Source organism: Faecalibacterium sp. Marseille-P9590 (genome assembly GCF_017377665.1).
Classification (GTDB): Bacteria; Bacillota; Clostridia; order Oscillospirales; family Ruminococcaceae; genus Faecalibacterium.
This window is the reverse complement of the sequence record NZ_JAFREF010000014.1, coordinates 1-17,589: the sequence shown is the minus strand read 5'-3', so window position 1 is coordinate 17,589 and position 17,589 is coordinate 1. Positions and strand designations below refer to the sequence as shown.

General features: G+C 56.4%; 16 protein-coding genes, 1 tRNA gene, 1 pseudogene and 2 riboswitches. Of the genes and pseudogenes, 13 read left to right on the top strand and 5 right to left on the bottom strand.

Features of this window, described 5'->3' with window-relative positions:
* Nucleotides 1-12 precede the first annotated feature (12 nt).
* The 6 genes from J3349_RS12550 (at nt 13) to J3349_RS12525 (ending at nt 6,363) form a co-directional block, all read left to right on the top strand.
* On the top strand, nt 13-1,923 hold the full coding sequence (locus J3349_RS12550) for a bifunctional 4-hydroxy-3-methylbut-2-enyl diphosphate reductase/30S ribosomal protein S1 (RefSeq protein WP_207677643.1): 1,911 nt from the start codon (nt 13-15) through the stop codon (nt 1,921-1,923).
* An 87-nt stretch (nt 1,924-2,010) separates the two neighbouring features.
* A complete protein-coding gene (locus tag J3349_RS12545; RefSeq protein ID WP_207677642.1) occupies nt 2,011-2,628 on the top strand; it encodes a GtrA family protein in 618 nt (205 codons plus the stop codon).
* Between the two features lie 58 nt (nt 2,629-2,686).
* A complete protein-coding gene (locus tag J3349_RS12540; RefSeq protein WP_015565914.1) occupies nt 2,687-2,824 on the top strand; it encodes a hypothetical protein in 138 nt (45 codons plus the stop codon).
* A 42-nt stretch (nt 2,825-2,866) separates the two neighbouring features.
* Nucleotides 2,867-3,532 carry a deoxyribose-phosphate aldolase gene (gene deoC, locus J3349_RS12535; RefSeq protein ID WP_158387707.1) on the top strand — a complete coding sequence of 222 codons (666 nt, stop codon included), beginning with the start codon at nt 2,867-2,869 and terminating at the stop codon, nt 3,530-3,532.
* A 97-nt stretch (nt 3,533-3,629) separates the two neighbouring features.
* Nucleotides 3,630-3,728, top strand: a riboswitch (SAM riboswitch).
* A gap of 110 nt (nt 3,729-3,838) precedes the next feature.
* Nucleotides 3,839-4,993, top strand: coding sequence for a methionine adenosyltransferase (gene metK / locus J3349_RS12530; protein ID WP_207677641.1), 1,155 nt, complete (start codon nt 3,839-3,841; stop codon nt 4,991-4,993).
* A 230-nt stretch (nt 4,994-5,223) separates the two neighbouring features.
* The gene (locus J3349_RS12525) at nt 5,224-6,363 is read left to right on the top strand and encodes a ribose-phosphate pyrophosphokinase (RefSeq protein ID WP_207677640.1); all 1,140 of its coding nucleotides are present in this window, start codon (nt 5,224-5,226) and stop codon (nt 6,361-6,363) included.
* A gap of 322 nt (nt 6,364-6,685) precedes the next feature.
* Here J3349_RS12525 and J3349_RS12520 read toward each other — a convergent pair whose 3' ends face one another.
* Together J3349_RS12520 and J3349_RS12515 are read right to left on the bottom strand one after the other, a co-directional pair.
* A complete protein-coding gene (locus tag J3349_RS12520; protein WP_015565918.1) occupies nt 6,686-7,033 on the bottom strand; it encodes an Hpt domain-containing protein in 348 nt (115 codons plus the stop codon).
* A gap of 2 nt (nt 7,034-7,035) precedes the next feature.
* Nucleotides 7,036-8,961, bottom strand: a complete 1,926-nt coding sequence (locus J3349_RS12515; RefSeq protein WP_207677639.1) for a diguanylate cyclase — start codon at nt 8,959-8,961, stop codon at nt 7,036-7,038.
* Between the two features lie 512 nt (nt 8,962-9,473).
* Between J3349_RS12515 and J3349_RS12510 the strand changes: the two genes are divergently transcribed.
* From J3349_RS12510 to J3349_RS12495, 4 genes are all read left to right on the top strand, one after another.
* Entirely contained in the window at nt 9,474-10,523 is a 1,050-nt protein-coding gene (locus J3349_RS12510) for a substrate-binding domain-containing protein (RefSeq protein WP_174235888.1), read from the top strand.
* Between the two features lie 168 nt (nt 10,524-10,691).
* Entirely contained in the window at nt 10,692-12,233 is a 1,542-nt protein-coding gene (locus J3349_RS12505) for a sugar ABC transporter ATP-binding protein (RefSeq protein ID WP_207677638.1), read from the top strand.
* An 18-nt stretch (nt 12,234-12,251) separates the two neighbouring features.
* Nucleotides 12,252-13,250, top strand: a complete 999-nt coding sequence (locus J3349_RS12500; protein ID WP_207677637.1) for a beta-methylgalactoside transporter — start codon at nt 12,252-12,254, stop codon at nt 13,248-13,250.
* A 309-nt stretch (nt 13,251-13,559) separates the two neighbouring features.
* Complete coding sequence (locus J3349_RS12495) at nt 13,560-13,874, top strand: hypothetical protein (protein ID WP_207677636.1); 315 nt, start codon at nt 13,560-13,562, stop codon at nt 13,872-13,874.
* Nucleotides 13,875-13,984: 110 nt separating this feature from the next.
* Here the strand turns inward: J3349_RS12495 and J3349_RS12490 are convergent, their stop codons facing one another.
* Complete coding sequence (locus tag J3349_RS12490; RefSeq protein ID WP_149794774.1) at nt 13,985-15,355, bottom strand: NCS2 family permease; 1,371 nt, start codon at nt 15,353-15,355, stop codon at nt 13,985-13,987.
* Nucleotides 15,356-15,709: 354 nt separating this feature from the next.
* A riboswitch (cyclic di-GMP riboswitch) is annotated at nt 15,710-15,804 on the top strand.
* Nucleotides 15,805-15,883: 79 nt separating this feature from the next.
* Here J3349_RS12490 and J3349_RS12485 point away from each other — a divergent pair.
* From J3349_RS12485 to J3349_RS12475, 3 genes are all read left to right on the top strand, one after another.
* Nucleotides 15,884-16,237 (top strand): Hpt domain-containing protein, encoded by a 354-nt coding sequence (locus tag J3349_RS12485; RefSeq protein WP_158396437.1) that lies wholly within the window; start codon nt 15,884-15,886, stop codon nt 16,235-16,237.
* Between the two features lie 247 nt (nt 16,238-16,484).
* Nucleotides 16,485-16,570 (top strand) — tRNA-Tyr (locus J3349_RS12480).
* Nucleotides 16,571-16,722: 152 nt separating this feature from the next.
* The gene (locus J3349_RS12475) at nt 16,723-16,974 is read left to right on the top strand and encodes a DUF6061 family protein (protein ID WP_207677635.1); all 252 of its coding nucleotides are present in this window, start codon (nt 16,723-16,725) and stop codon (nt 16,972-16,974) included.
* A gap of 98 nt (nt 16,975-17,072) precedes the next feature.
* On the opposite strand, the gene J3349_RS12470 is transcribed toward J3349_RS12475, so the two are convergent.
* Together J3349_RS12470 and J3349_RS12465 are read right to left on the bottom strand one after the other, a co-directional pair.
* The gene (locus J3349_RS12470) at nt 17,073-17,249 is read right to left on the bottom strand and encodes a hypothetical protein (protein WP_223387700.1); all 177 of its coding nucleotides are present in this window, start codon (nt 17,247-17,249) and stop codon (nt 17,073-17,075) included.
* A 17-nt stretch (nt 17,250-17,266) separates the two neighbouring features.
* Nucleotides 17,267-17,589, bottom strand: a pseudogene (locus tag J3349_RS12465) (recombinase); the annotation flags it as partial.

The window sequence follows — 17,589 nt, the reverse complement described above, 5'->3', positions numbered from 1 at the left end:
TAGGAGAGTACAATGGAAATCAGACTTGCAAAGACTGCGGGTTTCTGCTTCGGCGTGGACCGCGCGGTCAAGTTGACCTACGGTCTGCTGGATGAGGGCCGCAAGGTGGCCACCCTCGGCCCCCTCATCCACAACCCCCAGACCGTGGAAGACCTTGAGCACCGGGGCGCACTGGTAGCAGACACCCCCGCTGATGTCCCTACGGGCTACGAGGTGGTCATCCGCAGCCACGGTGTCCCCCGCAGCATTTACGACGAGCTGGAAGCCCGGGGCTGCACTTATCACGATGCCACCTGCCCCTTCGTGAAGAAGATACAGAAGATCGCTTCCGAGGCCGAAGCCGCCGGTGCAGTGCTCGTGGTGGCCGGTGATGCGTCCCATCCGGAGGTGCAGGGCATCGTCGGACATACCCGGGGAGAGGTATTCGTTTTCAGCGATTTGGCCCAGCTGAAGGCGTGGAAAGGGCCTTCTGACCCCCAAAAGCCCATTTTTGCAGTTGCACAGACCACATTTCAGGTAACAAAATGGCAAGAAAGTTCGGAGTTTCTCAAAAAAGCCTATACAAACGCCCGAATTTTTGATACAATATGTAATGCGACGTGGGCGAGGCAACAGGAAGCGGAAGACCTCAGCCAACAATGCGACATCATTGTTGTCATTGGCGGTCATCATTCTTCCAATACCCAAAAGCTGGTACAGGTCGCCGCAAAGCATACGCGAGCCGTAACGGTCGAGACAGCGAGCGAACTTCGGCCGGAATGGTTTGCAGATGTAAAGACGGCGGGCGTCACAGCCGGGGCTTCAACGCCATCGTCTATTATTGAGGAGGTACTTAACAGTATGAGCGCAGAAATCAATGACAGCATGAGCTTTGAGGAGATGCTGAACGCATCCGAGGAAAAGCGTGTTCATGCAGGCAGTATTGTGAAAGGAATCGTGACCAGCATCTCTGCCAACGAGATCCAGGTGGATATCGGAGCTAAGCAGACCGGCTTTGTCAAGCTGAGCGAGCTGACCGATGATTCCTCCGCCAAGGTCGAGGACCTGGTGAAAGTTGGCGATGAGCTGGACCTCATCGTCGAGAAGGTTATGGATCAGGATGGCGTCATCCAGCTCTCCCGCAAGAAGCTCGCATCTCGCAAGGGCATGGAAGAGATCGCCAAGGCAGCTGAGTCCGGCGAGGTCGTCGAGGGCGACGTCACCGAGTTCAACAAGGGCGGCGTTGTCGTCAACGTCAAGGGCGTCAAGGTGTTCGTCCCTCGTTCTCAGGCCACTATGCGCCGCGACGAGGACTACACTGCTCTGGTCGGCCAGCACGTTCAGCTGGTCGTCACCGAGTGCTCCGGCCGCAAGATCGTCGGCAGCATCAACAAGGTCACCGCTGAGCAGAACAAGGCTAAGCGTGAGGAGTTCTGGGCAAGCGTCGAGGTCGGCAAGACCTACACCGGCGTCGTCAAGAGCCTGACCTCTTACGGTGCATTCGTTGACATCGGCGGTGTGGACGGTCTGTGCCACATCAGCGAGCTGAGCTGGAACCGCATCAAGCATCCCTCTGAGGTCGTCTCCGTTGGCGACACCATCGAGGTGTATGTGAAGGATATCGACACCGAGAACCACAAGGTCTCTCTGGGCTACAAGAAGGCTGAGGACAACCCCTGGGAGCAGCTGAAGAACAACTACCCCATCGGCAGCACCTTCCATGCTCCGGTCGTGTCCCTGACCAAGTTCGGTGCATTCGTCCGCATCCTGCCGGGTGTTGACGGTCTGGTCCACATCAGCGAGATCAGCAATGACCGCGTTGAGAAGGTCTCCGACGCACTGAAGGTCGGCGATATGGTCGACGTGAAGCTGCTGGATGTTGACTTCGACAAGAAGCGCATCAGCCTGTCCATGAAGGCTCTGCTGAACGACGACGCTGAGTAATCAGCCCGCAGCATAGTCTCATCAGACACAATGCGAACTACAGCCCCGTTGCCGGGAAAACGGCGGCGGGGCTGTTTTTGTACAATTATGAAAAACTGGTTTATAAAGCACCGCGAGGTGCTGGCTTATCTCGTTTTCGGTGTGCTGACCACATTGCTGAACATCGTACTGTATGCGCTGTTCAGCCGCCTGTTCGGCTATACCGCTGCCAACAGCTGGGGCAATGTGCTGGACAATGTCATCTGCATTTTGTTCGCCTACGTCACCAACCGGGCGTTCGTCTTCGCCAGCCGGACGCAGGGTAGAGAAGCGCTGAAAGAATTTGGTGCATTCGTCACCTGCCGTCTGGGTACACTGGTATTGGATGCCGCCATCATGATGATCTTCGGCAACCTGCTGGCCGCCCAGGGGGCGGCTCTGGTGGAAAGCTTTATGAACGGTGCGCTGAGTCTGTTGGCTGGCTGGTTTGGCCCGGATACGGTGCTGCACATGGCCACCGGCGGCGCAGCGCCCGCTCCCTCCATCTCCGACGGCTCTGCCGCCATCGCCATCATCGGCGGTGCCGACGGCCCGACGGCCATCTTTGTCACCAGCTTCTACGATGCCCAGGCCCTGTGGGGCATGGCGGTGAAGGTGTTCTCCAACGTGGTGGTGGTCGTGCTGAATTATGTGTTCAGCAAGCTCATCGTTTTTAAGCGTAAGTGAGATATTTTTCTGCCAGCGGCAGAAAAATATCTGATATAATTTCAGGAGGTACGGTATTATGAAACGTGGTCTGAAAGGTTTTGCATTTCTGGTCTCCGGTCTGGTGCTGGGCATCATCGGCGCAACGGTGTCTGCAACGGCCATTGCCCTGAGCGCTGTCGGCATGGCGAAGGTACGCCGTGCCACCAAGAACTAAGAAGCTGTTTTCAAAACAACTTCGATTCAGGAGGAAAAAAGTATGAATCGTGAAGAGATCCTGTCCCACGTCGATCACACCCTGCTCAAGCCTGAGGCTACCTGGCCCCAGATCCAGACCCTGTGCGACGAGGCCATCGCCAACCACACGGCTTCTGTCTGCATCAACACCTGCTATGTGAAGCAGGCTGTCGAGTACATGGCGGGCCGCATCCCGGTCTGCTGCGTGGTCGGTTTCCCTCTGGGCGCAATGGACACCGCTTCCAAGGCTTTTGAGGCCAAGACTGCCATCGAGAACGGCGCTGCCGAGGTGGATATGGTCATCAACATCGGCCGCCTGAAGAACGGCGAGTACGACGCCGTCCGCGAGGACATCCGCGCCGTCAAGCAGGCTGTGGGCGATAAGGTCCTGAAGGTCATCATCGAGACCTGCCTGCTGACCGACGACGAGAAGCGCAAGATGTGCGACATCGTCTGCGAGGCAGGCGCTGACTACATCAAGACCAGCACCGGCTTCTCCACCGCCGGCGCAAACTTCCACGACGTGGAACTGATGGTCAAGGGCGTGGCTGGCCGCTGCAAGGTCAAGGCAGCCGGCGGCATCTCCACCGTCGAGGATATGGAAAAGTTCCTCGCCCTCGGTGCAGACCGTCTGGGTACCTCCCGCGCCGTCAAGATCCTGAACGGCGAGCAGGCAAAGGGTTATTGATCCTTATCAATCTGCGCGAAATGTCAAAAAAGAGTGCGACTCTTCTTGACATTTCGACGAAGCAATGATAAGATATTACCCGGACAAACTGAATACCGACTTATCAAGAGCGGCTGAGGGGACAGGCCCTGTGAAGCCCGACAACCTGTGCGTGAGCATAAGGTGCCAAATCCTGCGGGAAACCGAAAGATAAGAGTGCAACGCTCAGAGCTTCGGTTCTGAGCGTTTTTAATTGCATAAACTTGATGAACGAGTAGGAAGCTGTCAATATCGATACACACACCCCAACGCCAAGGAGGTACAAAAATGGCAAAGCACCGTCTGTTTACTTCTGAGTCCGTCACCGAGGGCCATCCCGACAAGATCTGCGACCAGATCTCCGACGCCATCCTCGACGAGATTTTGACCCACGACCCCAATGCCCGCGTGGCCTGCGAGACCTGCGCATCCACCGGCCTCGTCCACATCATGGGCGAGATCACCACCAACTGCTACGTCGATTTCCAGAAGATCGTCCGCGAGGTCGTGGCTGACATCGGCTACACCCGCGCAAAGTTCGGATTCGATGCCGACACCTGCGCCGTCATCTCCAACATCGACGGCCAGAGCCCCGACATTGCCCTCGGCACCAACGATGAGGTCGGCGGTGCCGGCGATCAGGGCATGATGTTCGGTTATGCCTGCGACGAGACCCCCGAGCTGATGCCCATGCCCATCAGCCTGGCCCACAAGCTGGCCAAGAAGCTGACCGAAGTCCGCAAGAGCGGCGAGCTGGACTATCTGCGTCCGGACGGCAAGAGCCAGGTCACTGTCGAGTACGTGGACGGCAAGCCCGTCCGCGTGGACGCTGTGGTCATTTCCAGCCAGCACAGCGATGCCGTCAGCATGGAGCAGCTGCGCGCCGACGTGATGGAGAAGGTCATCAAGGCAACCATCCCCGCCGAGCTGCTGGACGAGAACACCAAGTATTATATCAACCCCACCGGTCGCTTCGTCGTGGGCGGCCCTCAGGGCGATACCGGCCTGACTGGCCGTAAGATCATCGTCGATACCTACGGCGGCTACGCACGCCACGGCGGCGGTGCTTTCTCCGGCAAGGACCCCAGCAAGGTAGACCGCAGCGCCGCTTATGCGACCCGCTGGGTGGCCAAGAACATCGTGGCCGCTGGTCTGGCCAAGCAGTGCGAGGTGCAGGTGGCTTACGCCATCGGTGTGGCAAAGCCCGTCTCCATCATGGTGGACACCTTCGGCACCGGCGTCGTGGCTGACGAGAAGATCGAGCAGGCTGTGGAGAAGGTCTTCGACCTGACCCCCGCCGCCATCATCCGCGACCTCGACCTGCGCAAGCCCATCTACCGCAAGCTGGCTGCTTATGGCCACATGGGCCGCGAGGACCTGGGCGTGAAGTGGGAGAACACCGACCGCGTCGAAGAGCTGAAGGCTGCTGTCGCTGCCCTGTAAGAGTAAAAACTTAAAAGAATGACTTTTGAGCCGGAGAATGTATGGTTTTTGTAAAAAACACATAGTCTCCGGCTCTTTTTCGAAAAAGAGATGTGCAAGGCGCAGAAAATGCAGGTTGGATGCAAGTTTCTAGTGTCGAAACGCCGAAAATGTGATAGAATAAATAGCGGATATGCACTTCAACGTCTGATTTTATCAACTGATAAAAGAAACTTTAAGGAGCTGTAATTATGTCTGTCATTATCCCTAAGGATTGCTTCCACCAGCCTCAGGTCGCCGACCTGCGCCTCATCGCCTGCCCGGGCGCCGAGGAGCTGACCAACCTCATCGACAAGCATCTGGTGCGCTGGGCCAGCGAGGCCGGCTACCAGACCGATAGCTTTATCATCGAGAGCGCCTGCCCCCGCTTCCAGAGCGGCGACGCCAAGGGTCTGGTCAAGGAGTCGGTGCGCGGCGACGATATTTTCATCGTTGTTGATCCCGGCAACTACAGCGTGACCTACAAGCTGTTCAACTATGAGAACCACCTGTCTCCGGATGACCACTTCGCCAACCTGAAACGCCTCATCCAGGCCGTGGCCGGTAAGGCACACCGCGTGTCTGTCATCATGCCCAGCCTGTACGGTGGCCGTCAGCACCGCCGCGTGTCCCGCGAGAGTCTGGACTGCGCTGTGGCTCTGCAGGAGCTGCAGGCTATGGGCGTCAAGAACATCATCACCTTTGATGCTCACGACCCCCGCCTGATGAACGCTGTGCCTCTGATGAGCTTCGACAATGCGATGCCCACCTATCAGGTCCTGAAGAACCTGCTCAAGAAGAACCCCGAGATCAGCTTCGACAAGGACAAGTTCATCGTGGTCAGCCCCGACGAGGGTGCTATGAGCCGCAACATGTACTTCTCCAGCGTGCTGGGCTGCAACCTGGGTATGTTCTACAAGCGCCGCGATTACACCCGCGTGGTCAATGGCCGCAACCCCATCGTCGCTCACGAGTATCTGGGCGATTCCGTCGAGGGCAAGACCGTCTTCGTCGCTGACGACATCATCGCTTCCGGCGAGAGTATGCTGGAAGTTGCCACCAACCTGAAAGAGCGCGGCGCAAAGCGCATCATCGCCAACGCCACCTTCCCGCTCTTCACCAGCGGCCTCGAGAAGTTCGACAAGGCTGTGGCCGACGGCATTCTGGACTACGTCACCGGCACCAACTTGACCTACCGTATGCCTGAGCTGCTGACCCGTGACTGGTACGTCGATGTTGACGTCTCCAAGTATGCCGCATACTTCGTCGTGGCCCTGAACCATGACATGTCCGTTTCCAGCATCATCGACCCCATCAAGAAGATCGAGGCTCTGCTGGCAAGCCGGAAATAATGACAGATATTTCCTGATATTCATCCAATAGAAAAACACCCGCAATGCTGATGCACTGCGGGTGTTTTTTGCATAATTAAGGAACAACCTCTTCGTCACGCCTGCGGCGTGACACCTCTCCTATCGAGGAGAGGCCTTGGCATTTCGTAAAGCCTAATCTCTTCGCCAGAGGCTCCCCTCGGTAGGGGCAACAACGACGACCGCCGCCAGTGGCGGAAACAGGGAGTCGCTGTTGGGGCAGCGGCCAGCAAGACGCAAACGAAGTGCTGCGGATGCTGGGTGCCGCAACCCGGCCTTGTCGAGCGAAGGCAGACTGAGAGGTTTATTCTAATGCTTTCAGCGCCTCGACCACACGCTGATATTCCTTCTCTACCGGAGGAAACAGCTCGTCGGCACCGTCAAGGCTGCCGCCGCGGAGGGCTTCTGTCAGAGCACTGGACGGGACGTACAGTGCATCGAAGCCGAGGTTCTGGCAGACGCCCTTCAGGGTGTGAGCGGCACGGAATGCTGTCGGGGCATCCTTCTCTTCCAGCGCCTTTTTCAGGTTCGGGAAGCTGTCGTCCTGTAGAAATTTCAGCGCGAAGCGGCGGACAAAGTCAGCACTGGGCAGACGCTCCATCACGCCCTTGTAATCGCCGCCAATGGCTGCATATACTTGTTCCAACGTCATTTTTATACCTCATCCAAGAACAGTTTCGTCAAAGAGAATCCCTTTTTTCGGGGGGGGGCGGGGGTATCTCCCTCAGTCTCCTCCGCGAGCCGGTCTTCTACGTCGCGCAGGCATTCCAGCAGCAGCGGATTGAAAGCACCGCGCTTTCCTGCGGTCAGCTCAGCGACCGCTTCTTCCTGCGAGAGGGCCTCGTGCTTGTCCCGCTTGCCGACCAGACCGTCATAGGCATCCGCCAGCGCTACCACCTGTGCTGCAATAGGGATGTCATCGCCCTTCCGGCCATCGGGATAGCCGCTGCCGTCCCAGCGCTCATGGTGCCAGCGGCAGATTTGGATCGCAAACTTCACCAGCGGCTCGTCCTGATACTGGGACAGATTTTCCAGCATCTGCGCACCCAGAATGGGGTGGGTGTGGAGGATGGCAGTTTGTTCTGGCGTCAGGTCGTGGGCATTGAGGATGCGGTCGTCGATAGCAACTTTGCCGATGTCATGGAGGGAAGAGGCCGTTGTGATGAGGTAGCGGTCCATTCCGCTCAGGCCGTAGATGTCGGTTTTCTGGCACAGACGCTCCAGCAGGATGCTGGTGATGCGCTGCACCCGGGAGATGTGGTGGATGCTCTCGCTGTTGTGGATCTCCGTGACCTGGCCGAGGATGCCGATCATCATCTGGTCGTTCTTCTCCCGGTCATAGAACTGCTGGGACACCAGCGCACTGAGACGGCGCTGACGGGCGTAGAGCCGGGCAACATTGGAGACGCGGCGGTGGACGATGCGGGCATCGAAGGGGCGGCTGATGTAGTCCGAAGCACCCAGCTCGTAGGCGCGGCGGACGGTCTGGGAGGAATCCTCGCTGGAGATCATCACGACGGGGATGTCCTCGAGCCAGCCCTGGGCGGACATCCGGGAGAGGACATCGAAGCCGTCCATGTCGGGCATCACGATGTCCAGCAGCACGATGGAAATATTCGAGCCCCATGCGTTCAGAAGCTCGAGGCACTTGGGGCCGTTGGGGGCTTCTAGGATCTCGAAATCGTCGCAGAGGATCTCCGAGAGGATGTCACGGTTCATGGGGGAGTCGTCCACGATGAGCACCATCGGACGGTGGTCATTTTCAGAGCGGACGGCATCGGGGGCGATGTCCTCGGTGACGACAGTGTTCTTGCGGTGTTTTGCAAGGTACATCCGCTTGTCGGCGATGGGCAGGGCATCGCTGATGGGGATGCCGGCGGCCATCACGCCGCCGATGCTGGCCGAGACGTGCATCTTCTCGAACTCGGGCAGATGGGCCGCGAAGAGGCGCTTATTGATGTCCTTGAGTTTGCGCACGAAAGCCTCAGCCGAGATGTCGGGCAGGATGAGCAGCAGCTCGTCGCCGCCGTACCGCACCAGCATATCGGTGGAGCGGATGCGGCGGTGGATGATGGAGACGATGAGCCGGAGCGCTGCGTCACCGGCTGAGTGACCGTAGGTGTCGTTGCAGAGCTTGAAGTCGTCGAGGTCTATCATGGCGACGCCGGCGTTAAGGTACTTGTGCTTTAATTCCTCTTCATAGAAACGGCGGTTGTAGGCACCGGTGAGGGCGTCCCGGTAGATGAGCTCGTTGGAGTTGAGGGTGCTGCGGGCGCTGGCGTCCAGCGGCAGGATCATCTCCATCACATAGGGCTTGCCGTCCACCTCGACATAGCGGGCCGTGACCTGATAGAGGGAGCTGCCAAGCGTTTCCAGCTTGGAGCACTGGCATTTGCCTGCCATCGCCTCGCGCCCCACGCAGCTGGTACAGGGATGGACATTCTTCCAGGGCGGGTAGCAGGGTTCTTCCGCCAGCATCTTCGGGTCGAGAAGACGGACGGAAGCATATATCTTGCGCAGACAGGCCATCTCCTGTTCGGCCTGCTGGCGTGTCAAATTTTGCTCGGTAAGTTCGGACATGATGTCGCTCCTATTATAACGAGGTAACGAGGTATGGCGTGGAAGGAGGGCGAGAAACAGCAGTCCTTCTGCAGCGGATAATTATAATCATGTAATATACTACCACAATCATGGGAAATCCGTCAATGCATAAAGAAATATTTCCGAAATGGAATGACAGTCTACCGGGATTCCCGGGAAAATAGAAATTTGGAGCAGACCGATAAAATTGTTGCATCCCGGCGCGAAACGGCTCGAAAAGTTTGTAACCGATTTGATAAAAATACGCACAGACACAATAAATTTGGACGCTGGTTGCACAAATATGAAAAATTGTGCTGCTTAACAAAAAGATTTTTGGATACAACAGAATGTATTGTGGAACACTCACAAAATATGGCAAATAATCTTGTCTATTTGTTCTATTGCGAACGGTCGGACGGATGGTTATAATACAAACAGAAACCGCAAAACGTGTAACGAGTGCGCTTTGCGAGATGCTGTGATAAGCGTTAATGAAGGAGAACAAGATTATGAAAATGATTTCTCGTCGTGACTTCCTGAAAGCTTCCGCTGTTGTGGGTGCTACCGGCGTTCTGACTGCCTGCGGCGGTTCTTCCGCTTCTACTGCTGCTTCCTCTACTGCAGCTTCTACCGCTGCTTCTTCTACCGCAGCTGCTGCTTCCGGCTCTGCTAACGTCGGCGTCTGCATCTATCAGTTTGCTGATAACTTCATGACCCTGTACCGCACCGACCTGGAAGAGTACCTGAAGGACATGGGCTACGCCGTCACCATCGTCGATGGCAAGAACGACCAGAACACCCAGACCGAGCAGATCAACACCTTCCTGCAGCAGGGCGTGGACGTCCTGATCATCAACCCCGTCCAGACCACTTCCGCTCAGACCATCGTTGATACCATCAAGCCCTCTGAGACTCCCATCGTCTTCATCAACCGTGAGCCCGACAAGAGCGTTCTGGACTCCTACGCAGACAAGTGCTGCTACGTTGGCGCTGACGCACGTCAGTCCGGTACTTATCAGGGCGAGCTGATCCTCGAGACCGAGACTCAGGGCGACATCAACGGCGACGGCAAGATCACCTACATCATGTGCAAGGGCGACCCCGAGAACATTGATGCTCAGTACCGCACCGAGTACTCCATCAAGGCTCTGACCGACGCCGGCAAGGAAGTCGAGTGCCTGTACGAGTACCTGGACAACTGGGACCAGACCACCGCACAGCAGGACGTCGCAAACGCTCTGGCACAGTACGGCGAGAAGATCGAAGTCGTCTTCTGCAACAACGACGCAATGGCACTGGGCGCTCTGCAGTCCCTGCAGCAGGCTGGCCGTACCGTCGGCAAGGACGTCTATCTGGTCGGTGTTGACGCACTGAGCGAGGCTGTCCAGAATGTCGTCGATGGCAACATGACCGGCACCGTTCTGAACGATGACGTGGGCCAGGCTACCGCCGCCGCAGCTGCTACCAAGCTGTACGTCGAGGGCAGCAAGGTCGAGCAGTACTACTGGGTCGACTACGTCAAGGTCACCAAGGAGAACGCTGCACAGTACATCAAGTAAGCAGCCAAAACCCTATCGTTGCAAGGTGCGCAGTGAACCAATAAGGCTTAATTAAAAGCTAAAAAGCGCGTGCGTGCGAGAAAACATCTCCGCGCACGCGCCTTATTTTAAGAACCTGTCGGCAAAAGACGCACTTTCCAAGACCCAAAGACAAGGAGGCTCTGAGGAATGTCAGAATACCGTCTGGTAATGAAAGGCGTGGTAAAGACCTTCCCTGGCGTGAAAGCGCTGGACCACGCGCAGTTGGAGCTCCGCCCCGGCAAAGTCATGGCCCTTATGGGCGAGAACGGTGCCGGTAAGTCCACCCTGATGAAATGTATGTTCGGCATTTACAAGATGGACGAGGGCGAGATCGAGTACGAAGGCGAAAAGGTCAACATCCCCACCCCGCTGGATGCACTGAACCGCGGCATCGCGATGGTGCATCAGGAGCTGCAGCCTATCCCGGCCCGTACTGTGGCCGAGAACATCTGGCTGGGCCGCTACCCCACCAAGAAGGCTGGTCCCATCACCATCGTGGACCATGCCAAGATGTACAAAGATACCGATGACCTGCTGAAAAAGCTCAAGCTGGACATCAACTCCCACGCAAAGCTGGGTACACTGAGCATCGCACAGATGCAGATGGTGGAAATTGCAAAGGCTGTTTCCGCAAACTGCAAGGTGCTGATCCTGGACGAGCCGACTTCCTCGCTGACTGCGAACGAAGTCGAGTCCCTGTTCCGCATCATGAACGAGCTGAAAGAGCAGGGCGTCGCTCTGGTCTACATCAGCCATAAGATGGACGAGATCAAGGTCATTGCCGACGAAGTCACCATCATGCGTGATGGTCATTATATCGGTAAGTGGGATGTCGCCAACATGACCAAAGAGCAGATCATCGCCAAGATGGTCGGTCGCGAACTGTCCAACCTGTATCCCCCGCTGGAGAACCATCCCTCCGACGAGATCATGATGAAGGTGGAAGACTTCACTTCCATCCATCCGCGCTCTTTCCGCCACTGCAGCTTCGAACTGAAGAAGGGCGAGATCCTGGGTGTGGCCGGCCTGGTGGGCGCACAGCGCACTGAGCTGATGGAAGGCATTTTCGGCCTGCGCGCTCACACCTCCGGTAAGGTGTGGATCAAGGGTCAGGAAGTCGCCATCAAGCAGCCCCGCGACGCCATCCAGCACAGCGTGGCTCTGCTGACCGAGGACCGCCGCGCCACCGGCATCATGGGCGTGCTGAGCGTGGCCGATAACATCTCTATCGCCTCTCTGGACGCCCTGCGCAAGGGTCCCATCATGCTGGATGACAAGAAGATCCTCGAGCTGGTGGCTACCAACAAAGAGAAGATGGCCATCAAGGTCCCCAGCCCCAAAACGGCGATCAAGAGCCTTTCCGGCGGCAACCAGCAGAAGGTGCTGATTGCCCGCTGGCTGGCCAACAACCCCGATGTCCTCATTCTGGACGAGCCCACCCGAGGCATCGACGTCGGCGCAAAATATGAGATCTACTGCATCATCGCCGACCTGGCCAAGCAGGGCAAGAGCATCATCATGATCTCCTCCGAAATGAGCGAGATCATCGGTATGTCCAACCGCGTCATGGTCATGTGCGATGGCCGCATCACCGGCTTCATCGACGGCAAGGATGCTACGCAGGAGAACATCATGGCTCTGGCGACCCAGTTCGAGACCGCGCCCGAAGCGGCGGCGGCCAATCAGTAAACAAGGAGGCTGTCTATCGTGGAAGCTACCAAGAAAGTAACGGGCAAGTCTGTAAAGAAGTGGCTGGGCAACAACGCCATCATCGTCCTGATGCTGGCCGTGTCCCTCATCGTCGGCATCATCCACCCCAACTTCTTCGCACTGGCCAATATCATCAACCTGTTCAAGAACGTCTCTATCCGCTACATCATCGCTCTGGGCATTTCCGGCTGTCTGATCACCACCGGTAACGACCTGTCCGCAGGCCGTCTGGCTGGTTTCGCTGCCTGCCTGGCCTGCATCTTTGCGCAGACCGAGGGCGCTGCCGGCAAGTTCTACCCCAATATGCCCACCCTGCCCACCCCCGTGGTCTTCATCCTCGTCATCGCCATCTGCGCCATCGTGGGTCTGTGCAACGGCCTCGTGGTCAGCTACCTGAAGGTCCAGCCCTTTATCGCTACCCTGGGTATGCAGCAGGTGGTCTACGGTATCTGCCTCGTCTACACCGGCGGTACCCCCATCGGCTCCCTGAACAAGAACTTCACCTCTCTGGCTTCTGATACCATCCTCGGTATCCCTGTGCTGATCGTCATCGCCCTCATCGTGGCTGCCTGCTTCTGGTTCCTGTACAACAAGACCCGTCACGGCAAGTACATGTACGCCATCGGCGGCAACGAGGCTGCTGCCGAGGTGGCCGGTGTCAATGTTTACGCCACCAAGATCCGCATCTACATCCTGGCCTCCTGCATGTTCGGTCTGGCCGGCTGCCTGCTGGCTGCCAAGTCCGGCGGCGCCTCCGTCAACACCGCTCAGGGCTATGAGCTGGATGCCATCGCAGCTTCTACCATCGGCGGCGTCTCCACCACCGGCGGTGTCGGCACTGTCCCCGGCATCCTCGTCGGCGTGCTGGTCTTTGAGCTGATGAAGGTCGCTCTGCAGTTCATGAACGTCAACTCTTCTTACACTTACATCGTGCAGGGCCTTGTCATCATCGTGGCTGTTGCTATCGATATTCGCAAGTACCTCGCAAAGAAGTAATTTCCCTAAGAGAGCGCCTATCGGGCCGTCCACTCGTTGCAGTGGGCGGCCCACTTTGTTATAATAGGTTAAACCTCTCCGTCACGGCTGACGCCGTGCCACCTCCCCTACTAGGGGCAACGGCGACGACCGCCGCCAGCGGCGGAAACAGGGAGTCGCTGTTGGGGCCGCGGCCAGCAGGATGCAAGCGACAGCGCAGCAGACGCTGGGAGCCGCAATCCGGCATTGTCTGCGAAGCAGACTGAGAGGTTGTACGGAGACGAGCCTTTTCCGAAAAGGAAAACTTCATCTAAAGGCAGGAGAAACACTATGACCGAAAAAGAACAAACCGCCCGTGAGGCGGAGCTGGCCCGGCGGGAAGCCGCTCTGGCAGCTCGTGAAGCTCAGCTGGAACAGGAGCAGGCCAAGCTCGAAGCAGCCCGTGCAGAGGCTCCGGAGGGCCGCAAAAAGTTCCTCAACAACAATGACCCTGATTTCGTCAACCCGAAAGAGAAGCTCTACGATAAGTTCCCGCTGACGGTCCACCAGATGGACATCATCATCGGGGTGCTGTTCGCCCTCATCGTCCTGTTTCTGGTGCTTGGATTCACCCATACCAGCTTTTTCGGGCTGTTCGGCGGCTAAGCCCCCGCAGCTGCCCCCCTGCAGCAGACAACAAAAAACCAGAGCCTCCGCACAAGGGCAGGAGGCTCTGGTTTTGTTTTTGGGGATGGTCCCGGGTTCAGAGCAGGTGCTTACAGCAGGACGTACTTCAGGATGAAGAGAACGGTCAGCACATACATGAGGGGGCTGATCTTCTTCTCCTTGGCCTTGCCGGTAACCACATTGACGATGGTCCAGGAGATGACGCCGATGGCGATGCCCTCAGAGATGCTGTAGGCAGTGGGCATAGCCAGGATGGTCAGGAAGGCGGGAATGCCCTCGCTGGGGTCGGAGAAGTCGATCTTGATAGCAGAACCCATCATGTAGAAGCCCACGATGATGAGGGCCGGAGCCGTTGCAAAGGAAGGAATGGTCAGGAACAGGGGGCTGAATACCACGGCCAGCAGGAAGAGGATACCGGTGGTCATGGAAGTCAGGCCGGTGCGGCCGCCCTCGGTGACGCCGGAAGCGCTCTCGACGAAGGTGGTGGTGGTGGAAGTACCCAGCACAGCGCCGGCGCAGGTGGCGATGGAGTCGGCCATCAGAGCGCCCTTGATGCGGGGCAGCTTGCCTTCCTCGTCCAGCATATCGGCCTTGGAAGCAACACCGATGAGGGTACCCAGGGTGTCGAACAGGTCAACGAAGAGGAAGGAGAACATGACGGCGAAGAAGTTCAGGATGCCCACGCCGGAGAAATCGGTCTTGAACACCTGACCAAAGGTCTTGCCCAGAGCGGAGAAGTCGAAGCTGACGAAGCTGGTGGGGATGACGGAGTACATACCGGCGTCGGGGTTCGGCACATAGATGCCGGTCAGCTCGCAGACGATGCCCAGCACCCAGGTGATGAGGATGCCGTAGAGGATGCCGCCCTTGACCTTCTTCACCAGCAGGATGGCGGTGATGGCCACGCCCAGCAGTGCGAGGATGGCGCCCACGCCCACAGAGGAGAAGGTCTCGCCCTTGAAGTGCTGGTAGGTGACGAGAGTGGAGTCGCTGTTGACGATGAGCTTTGCGTTCTGCAGGCCGACAAAGGCAACGAACAGGCCGATGCCCACGCTGACTGCGCTCTTGAGGGTCATGGGGATGGCGTTGAAGATGCCCTCACGGACGTTGGTCAGGCTCAGCACGATGAAGATGATGCCCTCGACAAAGACGGCCATCAGGGCCAGCTGCCAGCTGTAGCCCATCGTGAGGACGACAGTATAGGCAAAGTAGGCGTTCAGGCCCATGCCGGGAGCCAGCGCGAAGGGGTAGTTGGCCAGCAGAGCCATCAGGGCAGTGCCGACGAAGGATGCCAGAGAGGTGGCAATCAGGACGGCATTTGCATCCATGCCGGAAGCGGAAAGGATGCTGGGGTTGACCGCAAGGATGTAGGCCATCGTCATGAAGGTGGTGATACCTGCCATGACCTCGGTCTTTACGTCGGTGTGGTTTTCTTTCAGGTGAAAGATTTTTTCGAACATGAAAGTTCCTCCTGTTTGTGTGTGAAACTCCCGCCGCCCGCAAGCGGCCGGGAAAGAACAAAGACTATTGTAGCACTCCCGCCGGATGCTTGTCCACCGGAAAAATACAAAAAATTCATAATTCTGCAAAATTTGACGAATGAGTATGACTTTTCGGATAGGGCTTTTGTGAAGCGTGCATGAAAATATCGATCATTGTATTGACAAAACGCAAAACGAGTTGACATTAAAAAATGTCGGTGCTATACTATAAAAACAGAGGTCAGTTTAATGGAGCATTGCGCCGGACGACGCACTTTCGAGGTGTGGCGAAAGAGAACAGCATAGTGCTTCCGGAATGGACTCTGAAAACAGAATCGTTGTTGGCAAACCTGATGTGAGTCAGGGACGCAAAGCTAGGAGCTTTCTGCTTTTATTTCCTGCAAGCAGAAGGTAGTTCGGCTGCAATAGTTTTCCCCGCAAGGGGTGGCTGTTGCAGTCTTTTTTTGTGTCTATGGCTTTTTCGGGCGATTGAAGGAAAGGAAAATAATGACAGTTAAGGAATGTTACAGCCAGATGGGCGGAGACTATAACAATGTCCTGAGCCGTTTTTACGATGAGGCAATGATAAAGCGCCTGCTGGGCAGGTTTATCGACGACACCAGCTTTCGTGCGCTGGAACAGGCGATGACCGAGGGCAATATGCAGGCGGCCTTCAATGCGGCGCATACCCTCCGGGGCGTTTGTCAGAGCCTGTCGTTTACCCAGCTGTGCGGCACACTGAATCCCATCACCGAGGCGCTGCGGGGCGGTAATATCGCTGCGGCCGCAGCCGACATGGACAAGGCAAAGCGGGAGTATGACGTGACGCTCAGTGCCATCCGTGCCTGCATGGAAAACTGAATCTGAAACAAGAAAAGCCCGGGAAGCTGTGATGACACGGCCTCCCGGGCTTTTTATACATTATAGCAGTTTGCGTTTTTAATGCACAAGCAACATCCGCAAACTGCATATCGCAAAGATGCCGTTTTGACCGGAACTATTTTTGAAAATTGCGATAAAAGAAAAAGAAATGAAAAAAGAGGTTGACAAATCCAGAAACCTATGATAAACTAAGCAAGTCGTCCGGCAACGGACACGAAAAGAATATGGGCGTGTTCCCGAGTGGCCAATGGGGACAGACTGTAAATCTGCTGCTTTTCAGCTTCGGTGGTTCGAATCCACCCGCGCCCACCAAACAAGAAAAATCCGAACCTATTTCCGATTGGAGAAGGGTTCGGATTTTTCGTTTTCTTCGGGTACAACAATGAAGGCTCCCGTGGACGGCGCAAACCTCCGATGCCTTGTCGTAGACCGTAAGCCAATAACAAGATTTGGAGGGTATGATTATGAAGTACGATGAAAGAGCCTGCAAGTTTAATATGGACACTGGCTGCGTGGAACTGCTGCTCCGGGATGGGAGAAAAATTTCCATCGACTGCACCGGGGTCGAGGATGCGCTGAATGTGACCATGGTGCAACAGACAGAACTGGACTACCTTATCTACAATGATCCACTGGGCTATGCCGATTTGATTCTGAATGGCGATCCGAGGGAATATTTGAAGAATGTGGCTGGGAGCCATGGGCTAGAAGATTAAGGACAAAAAAATAAGAGGTGTGCCCAACTGGACACACCTCGGTGAGATACATCTATATAAGGCAGGGCGTTCCCTTTACTGGGAGCGTCCTACTGTTTTTATGCTGCAACAGGCAAGGCTTGTAGAGCTTCCTGCTCTTTCAGCCATTCCTCATATTCACGCTGGCCTTCCTCGCTGTTGAAAAACTCAACCATGGAGGGATAAAAGCAACGCGCAAGGGTCTTGATTGCTTCATCCGGGTAGCCGGATTTGTTCGACTTCTTCTTTTTGTTCAAATGGTATCCTCCGAAAATCAAAGTTCTATATCCTGCCCACGCTTGCGGTTTCGCTGTGGCACATTCATGGTGCGCTCCTGCTTGGGAGCAAGAATCTTTTCCAGAAAACCGCGCACCAGTTCAGGAGCACGGTGGAGCGCATCCAGATAGGGCTTTACATCGTACCACAGGTCGTGGTACTTGTTGCTCCAATGAATGGCTTCCTTCTTGGCGGTGGAAAGTTCTTCTTTCAGGCGGCGGTTCTCTACGTCCATCATATAGCCGTGGTCAGCCTGTTTTTTCAGTTTGGAAAATTCTTCTTCGGTCAGCGAGTAGTTGCCGAGGAAGGTGCGCTTGCCGA